16 protein-coding genes are annotated in these 15,682 nt (G+C 64.3%); 12 read left to right on the plus strand and 4 right to left on the minus strand.

Translation table 11 applies throughout. From position 1 onward, the window contains the following. Nucleotides 1–20 precede the first annotated feature (20 nt). From OCI36_RS03120 to infB, 7 genes are all read left to right on the plus strand, one after another. The gene (locus tag OCI36_RS03120; protein ID WP_261663621.1) at nucleotides 21–1,160 is read left to right on the plus strand and encodes an NAD(P)/FAD-dependent oxidoreductase; all 1,140 of its coding nucleotides are present in this window, start codon (nucleotides 21–23) and stop codon (nucleotides 1,158–1,160) included. Between the two features lie 99 nt (nucleotides 1,161–1,259). Next, nucleotides 1,260–2,255, plus strand: coding sequence for an FUSC family protein (locus tag OCI36_RS03125; RefSeq protein WP_261663623.1), 996 nt, complete (start codon nucleotides 1,260–1,262; stop codon nucleotides 2,253–2,255). Between the two features lie 85 nt (nucleotides 2,256–2,340). Further along, entirely contained in the window at nucleotides 2,341–3,018 is a 678-nt protein-coding gene (locus tag OCI36_RS03130; protein WP_261663625.1) for a septum site-determining protein MinC, read from the plus strand. A gap of 163 nt (nucleotides 3,019–3,181) precedes the next feature. Then, nucleotides 3,182–3,634 carry a ribosome maturation factor RimP gene (rimP, locus tag OCI36_RS03135; protein ID WP_261663627.1) on the plus strand — a complete coding sequence of 151 codons (453 nt, stop codon included), beginning with the start codon at nucleotides 3,182–3,184 and terminating at the stop codon, nucleotides 3,632–3,634. 102 nt (nucleotides 3,635–3,736) lie between these two features. Next, a complete protein-coding gene (gene nusA, locus OCI36_RS03140) occupies nucleotides 3,737–4,960 on the plus strand; it encodes a transcription termination factor NusA (RefSeq protein WP_261663628.1) in 1,224 nt (407 codons plus the stop codon). Further along, nucleotides 4,957–5,295, plus strand: coding sequence for a YlxR family protein (locus OCI36_RS03145; protein ID WP_261663629.1), 339 nt, complete (start codon nucleotides 4,957–4,959; stop codon nucleotides 5,293–5,295). The genes nusA and OCI36_RS03145 overlap by 4 nt, the downstream gene beginning before the upstream one ends. A gap of 102 nt (nucleotides 5,296–5,397) precedes the next feature. Beyond that, nucleotides 5,398–7,230 carry a translation initiation factor IF-2 gene (gene infB / locus OCI36_RS03150; protein ID WP_261663630.1) on the plus strand — a complete coding sequence of 611 codons (1,833 nt, stop codon included), beginning with the start codon at nucleotides 5,398–5,400 and terminating at the stop codon, nucleotides 7,228–7,230. Nucleotides 7,231–7,348: 118 nt separating this feature from the next. Here infB and OCI36_RS03155 read toward each other — a convergent pair whose 3' ends face one another. The 3 genes from OCI36_RS03155 to OCI36_RS03165 all read right to left on the minus strand — a co-directional run bounded on the left by OCI36_RS03155 (nucleotide 7,349) and on the right by OCI36_RS03165 (nucleotide 9,550). Continuing rightward, nucleotides 7,349–7,666 (minus strand): DUF6766 family protein, encoded by a 318-nt coding sequence (locus OCI36_RS03155; RefSeq protein ID WP_261663631.1) that lies wholly within the window; start codon nucleotides 7,664–7,666, stop codon nucleotides 7,349–7,351. A 177-nt stretch (nucleotides 7,667–7,843) separates the two neighbouring features. Continuing rightward, nucleotides 7,844–8,419, minus strand: coding sequence for an acetyltransferase (locus OCI36_RS03160; RefSeq protein ID WP_315941252.1), 576 nt, complete (start codon nucleotides 8,417–8,419; stop codon nucleotides 7,844–7,846). A gap of 42 nt (nucleotides 8,420–8,461) precedes the next feature. After that, on the minus strand, nucleotides 8,462–9,550 hold the full coding sequence (locus tag OCI36_RS03165; RefSeq protein ID WP_261663632.1) for a transposase: 1,089 nt from the start codon (nucleotides 9,548–9,550) through the stop codon (nucleotides 8,462–8,464). A 179-nt stretch (nucleotides 9,551–9,729) separates the two neighbouring features. Between OCI36_RS03165 and ychF the strand changes: the two genes are divergently transcribed. From ychF to OCI36_RS03190, 5 genes are all read left to right on the plus strand, one after another. Beyond that, nucleotides 9,730–10,830, plus strand: a complete 1,101-nt coding sequence (gene ychF / locus OCI36_RS03170; protein ID WP_261663633.1) for a redox-regulated ATPase YchF — start codon at nucleotides 9,730–9,732, stop codon at nucleotides 10,828–10,830. 102 nt (nucleotides 10,831–10,932) lie between these two features. Further along, nucleotides 10,933–11,826 (plus strand): MBL fold metallo-hydrolase, encoded by an 894-nt coding sequence (locus tag OCI36_RS03175; protein WP_261663634.1) that lies wholly within the window; start codon nucleotides 10,933–10,935, stop codon nucleotides 11,824–11,826. 4 nt (nucleotides 11,827–11,830) lie between these two features. Continuing rightward, nucleotides 11,831–12,508 carry a Dps family protein gene (locus OCI36_RS03180; RefSeq protein WP_261663635.1) on the plus strand — a complete coding sequence of 226 codons (678 nt, stop codon included), beginning with the start codon at nucleotides 11,831–11,833 and terminating at the stop codon, nucleotides 12,506–12,508. Between the two features lie 60 nt (nucleotides 12,509–12,568). After that, entirely contained in the window at nucleotides 12,569–12,958 is a 390-nt protein-coding gene (locus OCI36_RS03185; protein WP_261663636.1) for a VOC family virulence protein, read from the plus strand. Beyond that, nucleotides 12,951–13,493: a DUF4385 domain-containing protein gene (locus OCI36_RS03190; protein WP_261663637.1), complete on the plus strand. Its 543-nt coding sequence runs from the start codon at nucleotides 12,951–12,953 to the stop codon at nucleotides 13,491–13,493. The genes OCI36_RS03185 and OCI36_RS03190 overlap by 8 nt, the downstream gene beginning before the upstream one ends. A gap of 94 nt (nucleotides 13,494–13,587) precedes the next feature. Here OCI36_RS03190 and OCI36_RS03195 read toward each other — a convergent pair whose 3' ends face one another. Next, nucleotides 13,588–15,660 carry a M3 family metallopeptidase gene (locus OCI36_RS03195; protein ID WP_261663638.1) on the minus strand — a complete coding sequence of 691 codons (2,073 nt, stop codon included), beginning with the start codon at nucleotides 15,658–15,660 and terminating at the stop codon, nucleotides 13,588–13,590. Nucleotides 15,661–15,682: the final 22 nt, after the last annotated feature.

Consider the following 15,682-nt stretch of genomic DNA (forward strand, 5'->3'; position numbering starts at 1 on the left):
CATTTTGGAGGAGACAGACCATGAAGACCATTATCCTGGGCGCCGGCTACGGCGGTATGGCGACCGCCACCGCCCTGAAACCTACTGCAGAGATGGACACCCTGCTGATTGATCAGCGTCCTTACCACACCTATTACACCCTGCTGCACGAAGCGGCTGCACACGGCCGCACCGTGACCACCCCGATTCAGCCGCTGCTGCACGGCACTGGTGTGGAATACGAACAGGCCAGCGTGGAGCACGTGGACCTGGACACCAAGTCCGTGCACCTCAAGGACGGCCGCGTGCTGGAATACGACAACCTGGTGGTGTCGATGGGTTCGGAAACCAACTTCTACGGCATCAAGGGCCTGCAGGAAACGGCCGATGTGCTCAAGGAAATTGAAGACGCCGAGAAGATCTACGACTGGGTCAATAAGGCCTTTGAACCCGGTTTTACCGGCAGCCGTGACGTGGTGATTGGCGGCGCGGGCCTGACCGGCACCGAGCTGATCACCGAGCTGGCGCAGCGTTCCGAGGAACTCAGCTACCGCACCGGCCTGCCCCGCCTGAAACTGTACCTGGTGGAAGCCGGCCCGACCGTACTGCCCACCGTGGACGCCAAGCTGCGTGAACGTGCTATTGACGTGCTGCGCGACTACCACGTCGAAATTCTGACCAGCCACAAGATCGTGGAAGCGGCCGCCGGCAGCGTGACGGTAGAAAACCAGGCCGGCGAACGCCGTCAGATCGAAGGCGGCAAGATCGTCTGGACCGGCGGTATCCGCGCCCGCAACCTGATTCGCGGCGAAAACATCGTGGGTGGCCCTGGTAACCGCATCAAGGTGGACCAGACCCTACAGGCCGTCAACTACCCCGGCGTGTTCGTGATTGGTGATATGGCTGCGGCCAACGCCAGCGACGGTGCCCCGATTCCTTCCACCGCGCAGCACGCTGGTCAGGAAGGCCGCCACACCGCCATGAACCTGATGCGCCTCTCGCATGGCGAAGCTGCTGAGCCTTACGAACCCCACAGCCTGGGTGAATTTGTCAGCCTGGGCGGCCTGATGGCCGTGGGCGCCATCAACCTGCCCGGCGACTACCGCGTGGCGATGACCGGCATTCCGGCTCACCTGATGAAGATGGCCACCCACCTGCGCTGGGAACTGAGCATCAAGTAAGTTCTGGCCTGATTGCCCCTGCCCCTGGCCTTTTCCGGCCGGGGGCTTTTTCGTGCCTTATTTGGCCGCCGCGCGGCGAGAAGCGTACCCTGGAAAGAGATGTTGACCCGCGATTTACTGAGGGTGGCCCCGGCCCGGCGTGACCACTGGCCGGCCACCCGGATTGCCCTGGGGGTGGCCCTGCCGTTGTTGCTGCTGCTGGCGCTGAACCGGCTGGACCTGTCGGTGTATGCCGCATTCGGAGCCTTTACCGGCATTTACGGCCGGCATGAGCCACAGCGGTCGCGGCTGGTCCATCAGGCGCAGGCGGCGGCTCTGCTATGCAGCTGCGTGGCCTTGGGCCTGCTGCTGGCCCACAGCGGGCTGGGCGGCGGGGTGACGGTGGCGGTTACGGCGGTGGTCAGTCTGGTCACGGCAGTGCTGGGCGCGCGGCTGGGACTGCGGCCGGCTGGCGCTCTTTTTTTCGTGTTTGCGCTGGCGGTGGTGGCCAGCGTGGCGCACCCGCCGAGCTACCTGCTGGGCACCGGCGTGGCGCTGGCTTCGGCCAGCCTGAGCGTGGCCCTCGGCTGGCTGGGAGCCCACGTGTCGGGGCGGCGGCGTCCGGAGGAACTGGCGCCGGCCCTGCCCGCCTCACTGAGCAGCGCGGAACTGGGGCGCTATGGCCTGCGCCACCTGCTGGCTGTGGGTCTGGCCGGCGCCTTGAGCCTGCGGCTGGGCCTGCACCACACCGACTGGGCGATGGTCGCGGCGGCCGCCCCGGTGGGCGTGCTGGGCCACCAGGCCCGGGTGCAGCGCAGCCTGCACCGCATCTTCGGCACCCTGGGTGGGGTGGGAATCACCGGTCTGCTGCTGGCCCTGCCGCTGCACCCCTGGCAGATGGCGGGTTTGATCGTGCTGCTGCAGTTCATGGCGGAAATCTACATTGCGCGCAACTACGGCCTGGCGCTGCTGTTCATCACACCGCTGGCGCTGCTGATGTCACAGCTGGCCCATCCCAGCGCGTCTTTGCCGCTGCTGACCGCCCGCGCCGGCGAAACGGCCCTGGGCGCGGCGGTGGGGCTGGCGGTGGTCTTGCTGCTTCAGTCGGACAGCTGAGCGCAGGGCGCCGGTTGCTGGCTGTTTTGCTGACTGGGCAGGCCGCAGGTCTGGCAGCGTCAGGTCTCTGCATTAAGATGACAGGGTGAAGCAGCGAGAAACGCACGGCGGCCTGATGGTGACCTTGGAACCGGGAGACACGGGAGCCGGGGTCCGGCGTGCCCTGGAAAGTCAGAATCTGGCGCGGGTCAACGTGACCCTGGAAATTCAGGGCGACACGGCCCCTGACGCCGTGGCCGACGCCATCAGCGTAGTGGCCTTATCCGGCGGGCGGGTCAACCGGGTCCGCGCCCCGCGGGTGTCGGTGGCGGCTCCGGCCGCCCCGGTCACGCCCGAAGTAGACCGCGCCCGCGAGGAAAGCCCGGCCACCGCGTCCGACGACCCCAACCGCACCGTGATCCTGCCGCACTCGCTGCGCTCGGGATTCCGGCGCGAATACGGCGGCAGCGTGGTGGTGCTGGGCGACGTGAACCCGGGTGTGGAAATCGTGGCGGGCGGCGACATCATCGTGATGGGCGCCCTGCGCGGGGTGGCCCACGCCGGCGCGTACGGCAACACCTCGGCCATCGTCTGGGCGCGGCCGATTGCCAGCGCCCAGATCCGAATCGCAGACGCTCTGGCCCGCTCGCCCGAGGGCAGCTCGCTGAGTACCATGCGCCGGCTGGAAGCCCCCGCCGAAGCTGAACTGGCCCGCATTCAAGAAGACCGGATCGTCATCTCACCGGCCTTCTCGGCCATGCCGCCGCTGAGCAGCGAGGGCTGAGCGGCGAAAGAGGCAAAACGCCGGAAATGGGGTGTAGACCGCTCTTTTTGGCGGCAGAGGCCGGGCCTGTTATACTGAGGTCTCAAGCCTCGAACGGGAGGCGGGCGAAGGAGCCCACCTTTTTTCTTGGAGGAGGTGAGCGCGGCCCAAGTGGGCCGGACATATGAATAACAACTCAGACCTGAACAACCAAATAGCCCAGCAGCTCGGCGAGGAATACGAACTGCTGGAAGTCCAGATGCAAAACGCGTCCGGGCGCCCGGTGCTGCTGGTGCGCCTTGACCGGATGGACGAACAGCCGGTCACGGTAGACGACATCGAACAGGCCACCCGCCGCCTGAGCAACTGGCTGGACGAGGCCGATCCTATCGGGGGCGAATACCGCCTGGAAATCGAATCGCCCGGTGCCAAGCGGCCGCTGCTGCGCACCCGTCATTTCGAGCGGATGCTGGGCCTCAAGGCCAAAGTGCGCGGCGGCAAGCATGCTTTTACGGCGCCGATCAAGGCCGTGAACGGCGAGGAAGTGACCTTTGATGTGCCGGGCCAGGGCGACCTGACCCTGCGCATTGCAGAGATCAAGGCCAACCTGGCCGAATTCCCCAGCGAACACCGCTGAGCTGACTTCCCCGGCGGCTTCGGCTGAGGCCCGCCGGTCCCGGCTCTGGCGGCCCTAGGCAACAACAGGGAACCAGGGCACCTACAGACAAGAGGAGGACTCATGTCACAGGACATCAATTTTGCGGACGCGCTGCGTGAAGTGGCGCAGCAACGCAATATCAACGAAATACAACTGATCGAAGCTTTCGAGGAATCGCTGGCTCTGGCCTACAAGCGCAACATCGACGCCGAAAAACGGGTTGAGGTTCACCTGGACCCCCAAAACGGTGATCTGGAAGTGCTGATCATCAAAGAAGTGGTGGAAAAGGTCGAGGACGAGAATATGCAGATCTCGCTGGCCGAAGCGCTGGAGCTGGACCCCGGCGTGGAAGTTGGCATGGAAATGGAGTTCCCGGTGGAGCGCGAGGAATTCTCCCGCATCGCCCTGCAGGCCGCCAAGCAGACCCTGACCCAGAAGATGCGCGAAACCGAGCGCAACGTGGTCTACAACGAGTACAAGGACCGCGAAGGCCAGGTGCTGACCGCTCAGGTGGTGCGCAGCGACAATAAAGGCAACTGGTTCGTGGAACTGGGCGCCGGCGAGGCGATCATGCCACCCCGCGAGCAGATTCCCGGCGAGAAGCTGACCCCCGGCAACCGCGTCAAGATCTACCTCAAGGAAGTGCGCAAGACTCCTAAGGGCCCGACCATCCTGGCCAGCCGCGCCGACGAACGCTTGCTGGACTACCTGCTGCGGCAGGAAATCCCCGAAGTGCAAAACGGCGTGGTGGAAATCAAAGCGGTCAGCCGCGAAGCCGGGCAGCGTTCCAAGGTGGCGGTGTATTCCAACAATTCCAACGTGGACCCTATAGGCGCCTGCATCGGGCACCGCGGCGGCCGTATTCAGGCCGTGACTGGCGAACTGGGCCGCGAGCGCGTGGACGTGATCCTGTGGGACGACGACCAGCGCGAATTTATCCGCAACGCCCTGAGCCCGGCCAAGGTCGGCCCCATCGAACTGGACGAGGAAACCGGAACCGCTACCGTGACCGTGACCCCGGATCAGCTGTCGCTGGCAATCGGTAAGGGCGGGCAGAACGTGCGCCTGGCCGCCAAGCTGACCGGCCAGAAGATTGACCTGCGCGAAACGGCCGCCGTCAGCGACCTGGACGCCGCCATGAAGCAGGCAATGGAAGAAGAGGGCAGCAAGGCCGACAGCAAGGGCGCCGCTGCGTTCGACGCCCTGTTTGCTGGCAGCGCCCCGGCAGACGCCGGCGACGAGACGGCAGACCAGGCCCAGACGGACCAGGCCCAAACGAATCAGGCAGGTGACCAGAGCCAGTGAAACCGCAAGGGCCAGCCGGACCAGCCGAACAGGGAAGTGCAGCGCCGCAGCGAACCTGCGTGGCCTGCCGCCGCACCCGCCCACAGGCGGAACTGCTGCGGCTGACCCGGAAAACTGGCGGCGGCTGGGAGCTGACCGGCCCCGGCGCCCGCCGGCTCCCCGGACGCGGCTTTTACCTGTGCGCGGATAACCCGGCCTGCTGGAATGAGAAGAAACTGCGCCGCACTTTTGGCGCCGCTGCGCCGGCCCTCGCCGGGCAACTGACCCAAGCGCAGGCAGACCAGCCGGCCACCGAAGCCCCGCACTCCCAGCTTTCCGGCCCTGCCCGGCTATGACCTCCTGCCCCGCTCTCCGGCGCCCCGCCCTTGTTTCAGAGGACCGCGCCATGCGCTGAACGCCCTTTTTTCTCTTTTTTACCCTCACCTGGAGGTGAGTCAATGTCCAAAGTTCGTATTTATACCCTCGCGAAAGAACTCGGGGTCGAGAACGCCAGAATGCTCAGTATTCTGGACGACCTGGGAGTCGCTTACAAAAGCGTGAGCAGCACCATCGAAGAAGACACCGTGGACCTGATCAAAGGCATCGTCGCGGAAGAAAGTGCTGCCGGTACCGAAACGGCCGCTACGCCGCAGTCGGCCCAGGCCAGCGCTGCCGCAGATCAACCTGCTTCTGAGAAGGCAAGCGGTCTGAGCCCCGAAGAACAGGCCGAGCTGGCCGCACTGGAAGCTGAAGAACAGGCTGCCCAGGCCGAAGCGGAAGCCCGCGAAGGCCTGCCGCACCGCGCACCCGTGGTCACCATCATGGGCCACGTGGACCACGGCAAGACCAGTCTGCTGGACTACATCCGCTCCAGTAAGGTGGCGGCCAAGGAAGCCGGCGGGATTACCCAGCACGTGGGGGCTTTTGAAGCCCAGACCAGCCGCGGCAAGATCGTGTTTATCGATACTCCCGGCCACGAAGCTTTCACCACCATCCGCGCCCGTGGGGCCAACGTCGCCGATATCGCCATTATCGTGATTGCGGCCGACGACTCGCTGATGCCCCAGACCCGCGAAGCTATTGCTCACGCGCAGGCGGCAAAGGTGCCGATGATCGTGGCGATCAACAAGGTGGACCTGCCGCAGGCCGACCCCGAGCGCGTCAAGGCCGACCTGACCTCTATCAACCTGGTGCCGGAGGATTACGGCGGTGACGTGATCACCGTGCCGGTCAGTGCCCGCACCGGTGAAGGCGTGGAAGACCTGCTGGAATACATTTCACTGACTGCCGAACTTGAAGACCTGCGGGCCGATCCCAAGGGAGAATTCAGCGGCGTGATCATTGAAAGCCGGGTGGACAAGCAGGCCGGCGTGCTGGCGACCGTGATGGTGCAGGGCGGCACCCTCAAGGTGGGTGATTTCCTGGTGGTGGGCGAAAGCTACGGCAAGGTGAAAGCCATGACCGACAGCGCCGGCAAGCGCATCAAGGAAGCCGGCCCCAGCACCCCGGTGCAGATTCTGGGCTTCAGCGACGCGCCCAGCAGCGGTGAACTGGTGGCCAGCGCCCCCGGCGAACACGAGGCCCGCGAGCTGGTGACCCAGCGCCAGGACCAGCGCCGTGAGGAAGAAGAAGCCCGCAAGAAGCCCAAGCTGAGCCTGGACGACATCCTCGGCCCGCTGAACGAGGTGCACACGGTCAACCTGATCCTGCGCGCCGACACCCAGGGCAGCCTGGAAGCCATTCAGGGCATTCTGGCGAAGAAGGAGACCGACGAGGTCAAGCTGAACGTGATGCTGGCCGGCATCGGTGCTCCCACCGAGGGTGACGTGCTGCTGGCCTCGACTGCCGACGCCACCATCCTGTGCTTCAGCGTGGTGCCCAGTGGCGCCGTGAAGAAGGCCGCCGAAACCAAGGAGATCGACCTCAAGAGCTACCGGATCATTTACGAGATGATCGACGAGGTGGACCGCCTGATCAAGGGCAACCAGGACCCGGTGTACGAGGAGCAGTACCTGGGCCGCGCCGAAGTCCGCATGATCATTCACCACCCCAAGAACGGCAACATCGCCGGTTCCTACGTGACCGACGGCCTGTTCAAGCGTGGCGCTCAGGCCCGCGTGACCCGTGGCAAGGACGTGGTGTACGAAGGCACCGTGGCCGGGCTCAAACGTTTCAAGGATGATGTGCGTGAAGTGCGTCAGGGCCTGGAGTGCGGAATCAACCTGGACTGGGATGACGTGCAGGAAGGCGACATCATCGAAGCCAGCGAAATGGTGGAAGTCGAGCAGTAACCCTACCGGCTCTGCCGGAGCGTTCGCACCCGGAAAAGAAAGAGGCAGCCTCCCCGGCTGCCTTTTTTTCATAGCGCTGCTGGTGGCCCTGCCTGGTGGTCCCGCGCCCCGGCTGCCCTCAGGCGCCGGTCTTGCTGTTGGGCTCGGTGACGCCCTTGGACTGCGCCGAGCCGATCTGCCGCAGGAAAATGGACAGCAGCACGATGGAGGCGACGGCCAGAAATTCGCTCTGCCAGTTCTGGTTCGAGTCGAACCAAAACTCCGGCTCCTGCATGAACTGCAGCAGGCTGAGGGCGCCTTCACCTTTGGCCTGCGCCTCCTGCGCGGCGTCCTTCCAGGAGCTGAACAGGTGCATCAGCCACGCGGCAGCGAACATCAGGAACAGGGTTACCGACAGGCCGTTGCGCTTCCAGAAACCGTGTACCTGCTCGCGCATAGAGTATGTGATCAGGACGCTGAGTTCAGGCTCACGAGAATCTCTTCGTCCAGCTGTCCGGTGGTGGCGTAGCGCCCGAAGACCATCAGTAGGTCCAGAGCTACCGCGCCGGGGATGCTGTTACCAGAAAAACCCGGCGCCGGGCTGATCCCTGGTGTTGGTCAGATTGTAAGAGGGTTACTCGTGCCAACCGGCTTCTCGGTACTTGATGGGCCGCACAGGCACACCTACCGCTGTGCAGTTGCCCGGCAGGTCGCTGATCAACACAGCGCCAGCTCCCACAATGGACCACTCACCAATCTGCAGGCCTTGGATGGCTATGGCTCCAGTACCGAAGTCCACGCCGTCACCCACCTGCACATTGCCGCTTAAAGTGGCGTTGGGGGCTACGGTAACAAAGTCTCCTAGCATAACGTCATGGGCTACGGCTGCCTGGTTATTGATCAGGTTATGACGGCCAGTCTGCACGTCCGTGGTGATACTGGCCCCGGCACAAACAATGCTGCCTGCGCCGATGCGAACATGGCGGCCTATATGCGCTCCGGGGTGGATCAGAGTGGCAAACTCGCGTGGCCCCAGAGCTTCAATTTGCCGAACCACCCGGTACCGCACAGCAGGCGAACCGATGGCGACATGGACGGCCACGCCAGGATGGTTCGCTAGCCAGGAAATATCTCCCAGCACCGGCAATCCCTTGATCTTCTGCCCATGCCGTTCTGGATTATTGTCCAGCCATCCCCTTGCACTACGTATGCCTCAGCGCCTTGAGCATTCATCGCCTCAGCTACTTCTAGCTCATAAGTTGCACCTTGCATAGCTGAGCGAATAGCCGTGCTGGCGCAGGAATTCTTGCTCTTTCCGAAGCTGGCCCAGCAGGTGGTTGAGCCTGACTCCTGGGAACAAGGCGTAGAGAGCCAAGCGTGCAGCTTCCTTCAAGGTCAGGGCCTCTGAGCGGTGCAGCGTCGTCAGGGTGAAGGCTAGAAAGACCATCAAAATCCAGCGGTCCAGACCCCTGGCAGTTCGCAGCGCGAACTGCGCCAACCCAAACTGATGCTTCCCTTCTTTGAAAAACGACTCCAGTGCCCAGCGCCGTTTTCCTTCGGCCAGGATGTCATCCCCCTCTAACAGCTCAGACGACACCGCGAATTCTTCGCGGTCCCCACGGTCCATCCTCCCCAGAGACAGCGTTTCCAGAGGCCAGTTGGCGAGGTTAACGTACCCCCCATGCGGACAATCCGCCACCGTCACCCGCCCAGGATGGTCCGTGCGCCGGTTGCTCCGCACACCCACCACGAACTCAAAACCCAGGCGCTGCACACCGTCCAGAAAGACAGCGGATTCGAATCCACTGTCTGCCAGTACGCAGACCTGAAAGCGTTTCCCCACGAAGTCTGGCACCTCTTCCAGCAAGTCGAGGGCCAGCGTGACGGGCGTGCTGGTGTGCTTGCCCTGGTACACCCGGTAGGAAATGGGGAACTTCAGTTCCCCATATTCGGCGAACAAGACCACCAGATGGATGCCGTGCCTGCCGTTGTAGACACTGACATAGGGCAGCTGAGTTCCCACCTTTTCCACCGTGGTCAGATCCACGCTGAGCCGCATTCGAGGTCTACGTTTGTGACGAGCTGTATCCAGCAGGATGCGCCACTGGAAGTCCTGCATCTCTTCCCGGCAGCGGTCTGAATCCCAGTCATAGACGTTGAAGAAGCGACTCAGTGCACTGGGACTGACTCCCTCAGCCTGGCTGAACTTGGTCTTCTGACCTGGACTGTGGAAAAGGTGCAGCGAAGCCTCCAGGCTTCGCCGTTGGTACAGCGTCTCTGGAATGTCCAGAATCCGCTGTGAGAGAATATGGGCGCGCTCCCCTGAAACCTGTTTGTACACACTTCCAGAATTTCAGCTCTGGGAGCGCTTTTTGTCCGCCTATTCAGGTGCAAGTTCTGAGTCAGTCAGCTTCACCCCCGGTGTGAGTGGCCGGCGAGGTCATCTACGTCCAAATCCCGCTGCCCTGATACACTGAACAGTTATGAAGAAGTCTGTCAACAACGCGCAGGAGAACTACTATGCCTAACCTCGCCGTAGGTATCGTGGGGTTGCCCAACGTCGGAAAATCCACCCTGTTCAACGCCATCACCCGCGCCACCGCGCTGGCGGCCAACTATCCTTTCGCCACCATCGAGCCCAACGTGGGCCGCGTGACCGTGCCCGACGAGCGCCTCAGCGCGCTGAGCCAGGTCTTTACCAAGGGTGACCGGGTGCCGCCGATTATTCCCACCTATGTGGAGTTTGTGGACATTGCCGGGCTGGTCAAGGGCGCCAGCCAGGGCGAAGGCCTGGGCAACCAGTTCCTGGCCAATATCCGTGAGGTGGACGCCATCGCCCATGTGGTGCGCTGCTTTGAAGACGATAACGTGATTCACGTGTCGGGCCGGGTGGACCCCCTCGACGACATCGAAACCATCAACACCGAGCTGATCCTGGCCGATCTGGGTGGCCTGGAAAAGCGGTTGGTGGGCCTGCAGCGCAAGGCCAAGGGCAATGACAAGGAAGCGGCGGCCCTGGCCTCGCTGGCCGAGCAGATCATCGCGGTGCTGAGTGAGGGCAAGCCGGCCCGCGCCGGCAGCTACGACATGCCGGTGCCCAAGGATTTCGGGCTGATCACCACCAAGCCGGTCATTTATGTGGCGAACGTGGGCGAGGACGAACTACTGGAAGACAACGCCCATGTGCAGGCCGTGCGCGAGTACGCTGAGCGTGAGGGCGCCCAGGTCGTCAAAATCAGCGCCCAGATCGAGGGCGAGCTGGCCGAGATGCCTGAAGAGGAAGCCCGCGAGTTCCTGCAGGAGCTGGGGGTGCAGGAATCGGGCCTCGATCAGCTGGTCAAGGTGGGCTACGACACCCTGGGGCTGATCACCTTCATCACCTCCGGCGAGAAGGAAGTGCGCGCCTGGACCATTCGCCGTGGCGAAAAGGCCCCTGAAGCAGCCGGCGAGATCCACACCGACCTGGAAAACGGCTTTATCCGCGCCGAGGTCATCGAGTGGGAGAAGATGGTGGAGGCTGGTGGCTGGGCCGGCGCCAAGGCCAAAGGCTGGGTCCGCACCGAAGGCAAGGAGTACGTGATGCAGGACGGCGACATCATGAACGTGCTGCACAGCAACTGATGCAGGAGCTGTCTGCCTGCTAAGGGAAGACAGAGGCAAAAAAAGAGGGCAGAGGCGGCCGGGGACTGCTCCTGCCCTCTCTCTTTGCCTTTACACTGAACTATGGCCTTGCAGCGGATTTCGGACCGGGTGTGGTGGCTGGGCGGCGCCGTGTCCAGCGTGGTGGTTGATGACGGCGCCGGCAACGCCCTGATTGTGGACACCGGGCTGGACGACGCCCAGGCGCGCAAGCTGCTGCGGGGGCTGGCCGCTGAGGGCCTGACCCCCAGCGCTGTCCTGAACACCCACAGCCACACCGACCACCACGGTGGTAACGCCCACATCCTGAAAAAGTTTCCGGACCTGCCAGTCTACGCGCCGCCGCTGGAAGCGGCTATCATCCGCTATCCGGTGCTGGAGCCGCTGTCGCTGTACGGCGCCTTGCCGCCCGATGAGCTGAACACCAAGTTTCTGCTGGCCCCGGCCTCGCCCGCGCAGCCACTGGAAGCGGGCCGGCATGTCTTGGGCGGGGCCGAGGTGGAGCTGCTGGACGTGTCCGGACACGCCGCGCAGATGTTCGCCGTGCGGGCTGGTGACGTGCTGTACGCTGCCGACGCCCTGTTCGGGCCGGAAGCCCTCGCCAAGCACCCCCTGACCTTCTGCGCCGATTCCGCCGCCCAGAAAGCGTCGGCCCGCGCGCTGGGCGAGCTTGCTGGCATTGGCACCGTGCTGGTGGGGCATGGCGCCCCGTCTTCCGCGCTGGCCGCGCTGGCCGAGCAGAACGTGGCCTCGTATCAGCAGACCACCGGATGGGTGCTGGACGCTGTGAGCCAGGGAGCGGCCGGCGTGGACGAGCTGTTGGCCCGGGTGGCCCAGCGGGCGGGCGTTCAGATGGCGCAAATGGGCCCGCTGCTGCTTAACCGCGCCGTGGTCGCGGCCCACCTTAAGGAGTTCTTGACCCAGGGGGCCGTCACCGCGCAGGCCGTGGAGAACCGGCTGCTGTGGAGCGTATCCTGACCGCATGACGAAAGTGAAGAAGGACACCAAGAAGCCGGCCAGCAAGACCAGCGCGACCAAAGCTCAGCCTGACAAAGCCCACGCGGGTAAGGCGCAACCCAAAAAGGCTCAGGCTTCTCAGGCCCAGCCGGCCGCCGCTCAGCCTACTGAGACCGACGCCGCGCACCTCGAAGTTCAGAATAACCAGCTGGTAGACCACAACTACCTCTCGGAAGAGCAGTTTGGCGCGGTGGCCGAAACCCTGCAGCGGAACCTCGCCACCACCATCAGTCTCTACCTGAAGTTCAAGAAGTACCACTGGGATATTCGCGGCCGCTACTTCCGCGACCTGCACCCCGCCTACGACGAATTCATCGCGGAATTCTTCCCCGCCATCGACGAGCTGGCCGAGCGGCTGGTGGCCCTGGGCGGCAGCCCGGTGGCGGCCCCCAGCGACCTGGACCGCTACAGCGTGGTGCAGGTGCCTACCGAAACCGTGCGCGACGCCTACGCCCAGGTGCAGGATCTGGTCACTGACCTGACCCGCGTGAGCAAGGGCTTCCGCGACGACAGCCTTACCGCCGACGAGAACGACGACCCCGCCACCGCCGATATGTACAACGGCTACGCCGCTACCACCGACAAGATTCGCTGGATGCTTCAGGCGATGATGGACGACGAGTACATGCAGCGTCACCGCTAAGCGGCAGAGTAGGTCAGGCCCGCCTACCGGCGTGGGCCAGGCCTGGATAGGGGAGACGAGATGCTGAGATTGGACCATGCCGTTATCCATGTGACCAGCTGGGAGGTCTCCAACCACTTTTACGCTGAGGTTTTGGGGGCGGAGGTGAGAGCGAATGGGGCCGGCTTCGCCTACCGCACCGTCGAACAGCAGCTGAATGTGCATGGGCCGGGCCTGAGCGTGCAGGAGGTGGCCCGCCTGCCGGTGCAGCCGGGGAATTCGGACCTGTGCTTCGAGTGGCCTGGCCCAGTGGCCGGGGCTCAGGCTCACCTCACGGCGCGGGGCGTAGAAATTATTTCCTGCCCGGTGAGGCGGCCAGGCGCGAAAGGCATGGGCCAGAGCGTGTATTTCCGTGATCCGGACGGCTCGCTGCTGGAGTTCATCAGTGATGTGGAGGAGCAGGGTGGCTGACGCTGACCAGAAACGAATTTCCAAGGGACCGCAGAAAAAGTCGGACCGCGACTTCGATTACGACCTGCACTACGCCGGGCTGGACCTGCGCGAGCAGCCGGAGCTGTACCGGGTCGGAAAGGGCGAACAGGGCGTGCTGCTGGTGCAGCCGTACAAGGCCGAGATTTTGCCGTACTGGCGCTTCGCCACGCCCGACAAGGCCCGCGAGAGCAGCGAGCAGATTTACGCCATGTTCCTGGACTATCTGGCGCAGGGTGACTTCGTGGGCGCCGACATGGCCCGTAAGTTTCTGCAGATGGGCTTTACCCGCGCCCGCCGCTACGCCAACCACAAGGGCGGCAAAAAGTACGATGGCCCGGTGCCGGATGACAAAAAAGGCCAGTCGGGTGCGCACGGCCGCGCCGAGCTGCCCCGCCAGCCCGAGGACCCGGTCAAGGCCGAAGCAGCCCGCATTTTCAAGGCGAAATGGGACCAGGCCGAGGCCCACGGGGAATACGCTGCCCTGAAAAAAGACTGGAAAGCGCGGCTGGGCTGAAGATTGAGGCTCAAGAAGAAAGAAGGGCCGCCAGGAAGCATCAAGCTCTCCGGCGGCCCCTTTGTTTAGCGGCGCTCTCTTATTCGGCTCCGGCTCAAGGCAGCAGGCCGCTGCGGCGCAGCAGGGCTTCCGGGTCGGGGTCGCGGCCCATGAAGTTGCGGTACAGCACGGCGGGATCGGCGCTGCCGCCCTGGCCCAGCAGCCGGTCCACGAATTCGCGGCCGGTGTCCCGGTTGAAGATGCCTTCCTGCTCGAAGCGCGAGAAAGCGTCGGCATCCAGCACTTCGGCCCACTTGTAGGAGTAGTAGCCGGCGCCGTAACCGACCGGGTCGGCAAACAGGTGCCCGAACTGCGCCACCATCGCGTAGTTCTCCGGCAGCGGCAGGTCATGGAAGCGTTGCATGGTTTCGCGGGCGTAGGCCACCGGGTCCTGTTCACTGCCGGGGTCGTATTCCACGTGCAGGCTCAGGTCGGTCAGGCCGAAAGAATACTGCCGCATCGCCAGGTTGGCGGCGCGGTAGTTGCGGGCGGCCAGCATCTTGCGGAAGAGATCATCGGGGATGCGTTCGCCGGTCTGGTAGTGCCGTGCGAACAGGTCCAGCGCTTCACGCTGCCAGACCCAGTTTTCCATCAGCTGGCTGGGCAGCTCCACGAAGTCCCAGGCCACGTTGGTGCCGCTGAGCGAGCGGACTTCCACCCGGCTCAGGGCATGGTGCAGCAGGTGCCCGAACTCGTGAAAGACCGTCTCTACCTCGCGCAGCGACAGCAGTGCCGGCGTGTCCTTGCCGGGAGGGGTCATGTTGCCGCACATCAGGCCCAGGTGAGGGCTGAAGATCTGGCCGCCCTGTGCGTCAATATCGGGGCCGCCGGTCACGAAGGCGTTCATCCAGGCACCGCCGCGCTTGGTGTCGCGGGGGAACCAGTCGGTGTAGAAGCTGGCGATATGTTCGCCGCCTTCCGCAAAGATGTCGTAGTAGCGCACGTCGGGGTGCCAGCCGGGGGCCTGGGCTTCTTTGACCGTGATGCCGTACACCCGGTGCACGATCTCGAACAGGCCGCTCAGCACGCTGCTCAGCTCGAAGTAGGGGCGCAGCTCTTCTTCGTCAAAGTCGTACTTTTCCTGGCGCTGTTTCTCGGCCCAGTAGGGAATGTCCCAGTGTTCCAGCGCTGGGGCGTCTGCGCCGGCCCGGCTGCGGTAGTAGGCTTCCAGCTCGGCGTTCTCGCGTTCCCAGGCGGGGCGGGTCTTGGCTTCCAGGTCGCGCTCGAAGTTCAGGGCCGCCTGACCGGACCCGGCCATGCGGTCTTCCAGCACCAGGTCGGCAAAGTTGCGGTAGCCCAGCAGCTCGGCCCGCTCGCGGCGCAGCTGCAGGATGCGGCGAATCAGGGGCCGGTTGTCGCGGCCCGGCTGCTGGCCCACCAGGGTGTTGGCCTGCCACAGCTCGCGGCGCAGCTCGCGGTCGTCGGCGTAAACCAGAAGAGGCTGCAGGGTCGGGGCGTGTAGGGTCAGGCGGTGGCCCTCTTTGCCGCGCGCTTCGGCGTCGGCGCGGGTGGCGTCCTGCACCCGCTGCGGCACCCCGGCCAGACGCTCGGCCGGCACGTACAGCTCATAGGCGGCAATCGAGTCCAGCACGTTCTTGCTGAATTGGTTGGTGGTCTGTGCCAGCTCGGTGTTCAGCTGCTGCAACCGGGCTTTCTGGTCGTCCGGCAGGTCGGCGCCGCCCCGGCGGAACTCGTCCATGGTCAACTTCAGGAAGCGGGCCCGCACCGGGTCCAGTTCCTGTGCGGCCGGCGTCGCGGCGTAGGCTTTCAGCGCCTGCCACAGCCCGGCGTCCAGTCCCAGCGACGTGTAGAACTCGGTCACGCCCGGCAAAATGGCTTCCTCGGCGGCGCGCCACTCGTCGGTCGCCATCACGCTGTCCATGTGGCTCACCACGCTGCGTGCGGTGTCCAGCTCGCGGGTCAGGCGGTCCAGTTCGTCGGTAAAGCCGGCGTAGTCACCCTCGCCGGCCTGGGACAGTTGCTGCAGTGCCGCGCGGGTCTGCTCCAACAGGGTGTCGATGGCGGGCTTGGCATGCTCGGGTTTGAGCTGGTCGAAGGGAATCTGGAATTTGATGTCCAGCAACGGATTATCTTGCGTCGCTGGCTCGGTCAGGTCGGTTTTGGTCATGCCCCGCAGTATAGGGCGCAGC

It is taken from the genome of Deinococcus sp. Marseille-Q6407 (genome assembly GCF_946848805.1).
GTDB lineage: Bacteria > Deinococcota > Deinococci > Deinococcales > Deinococcaceae > Deinococcus.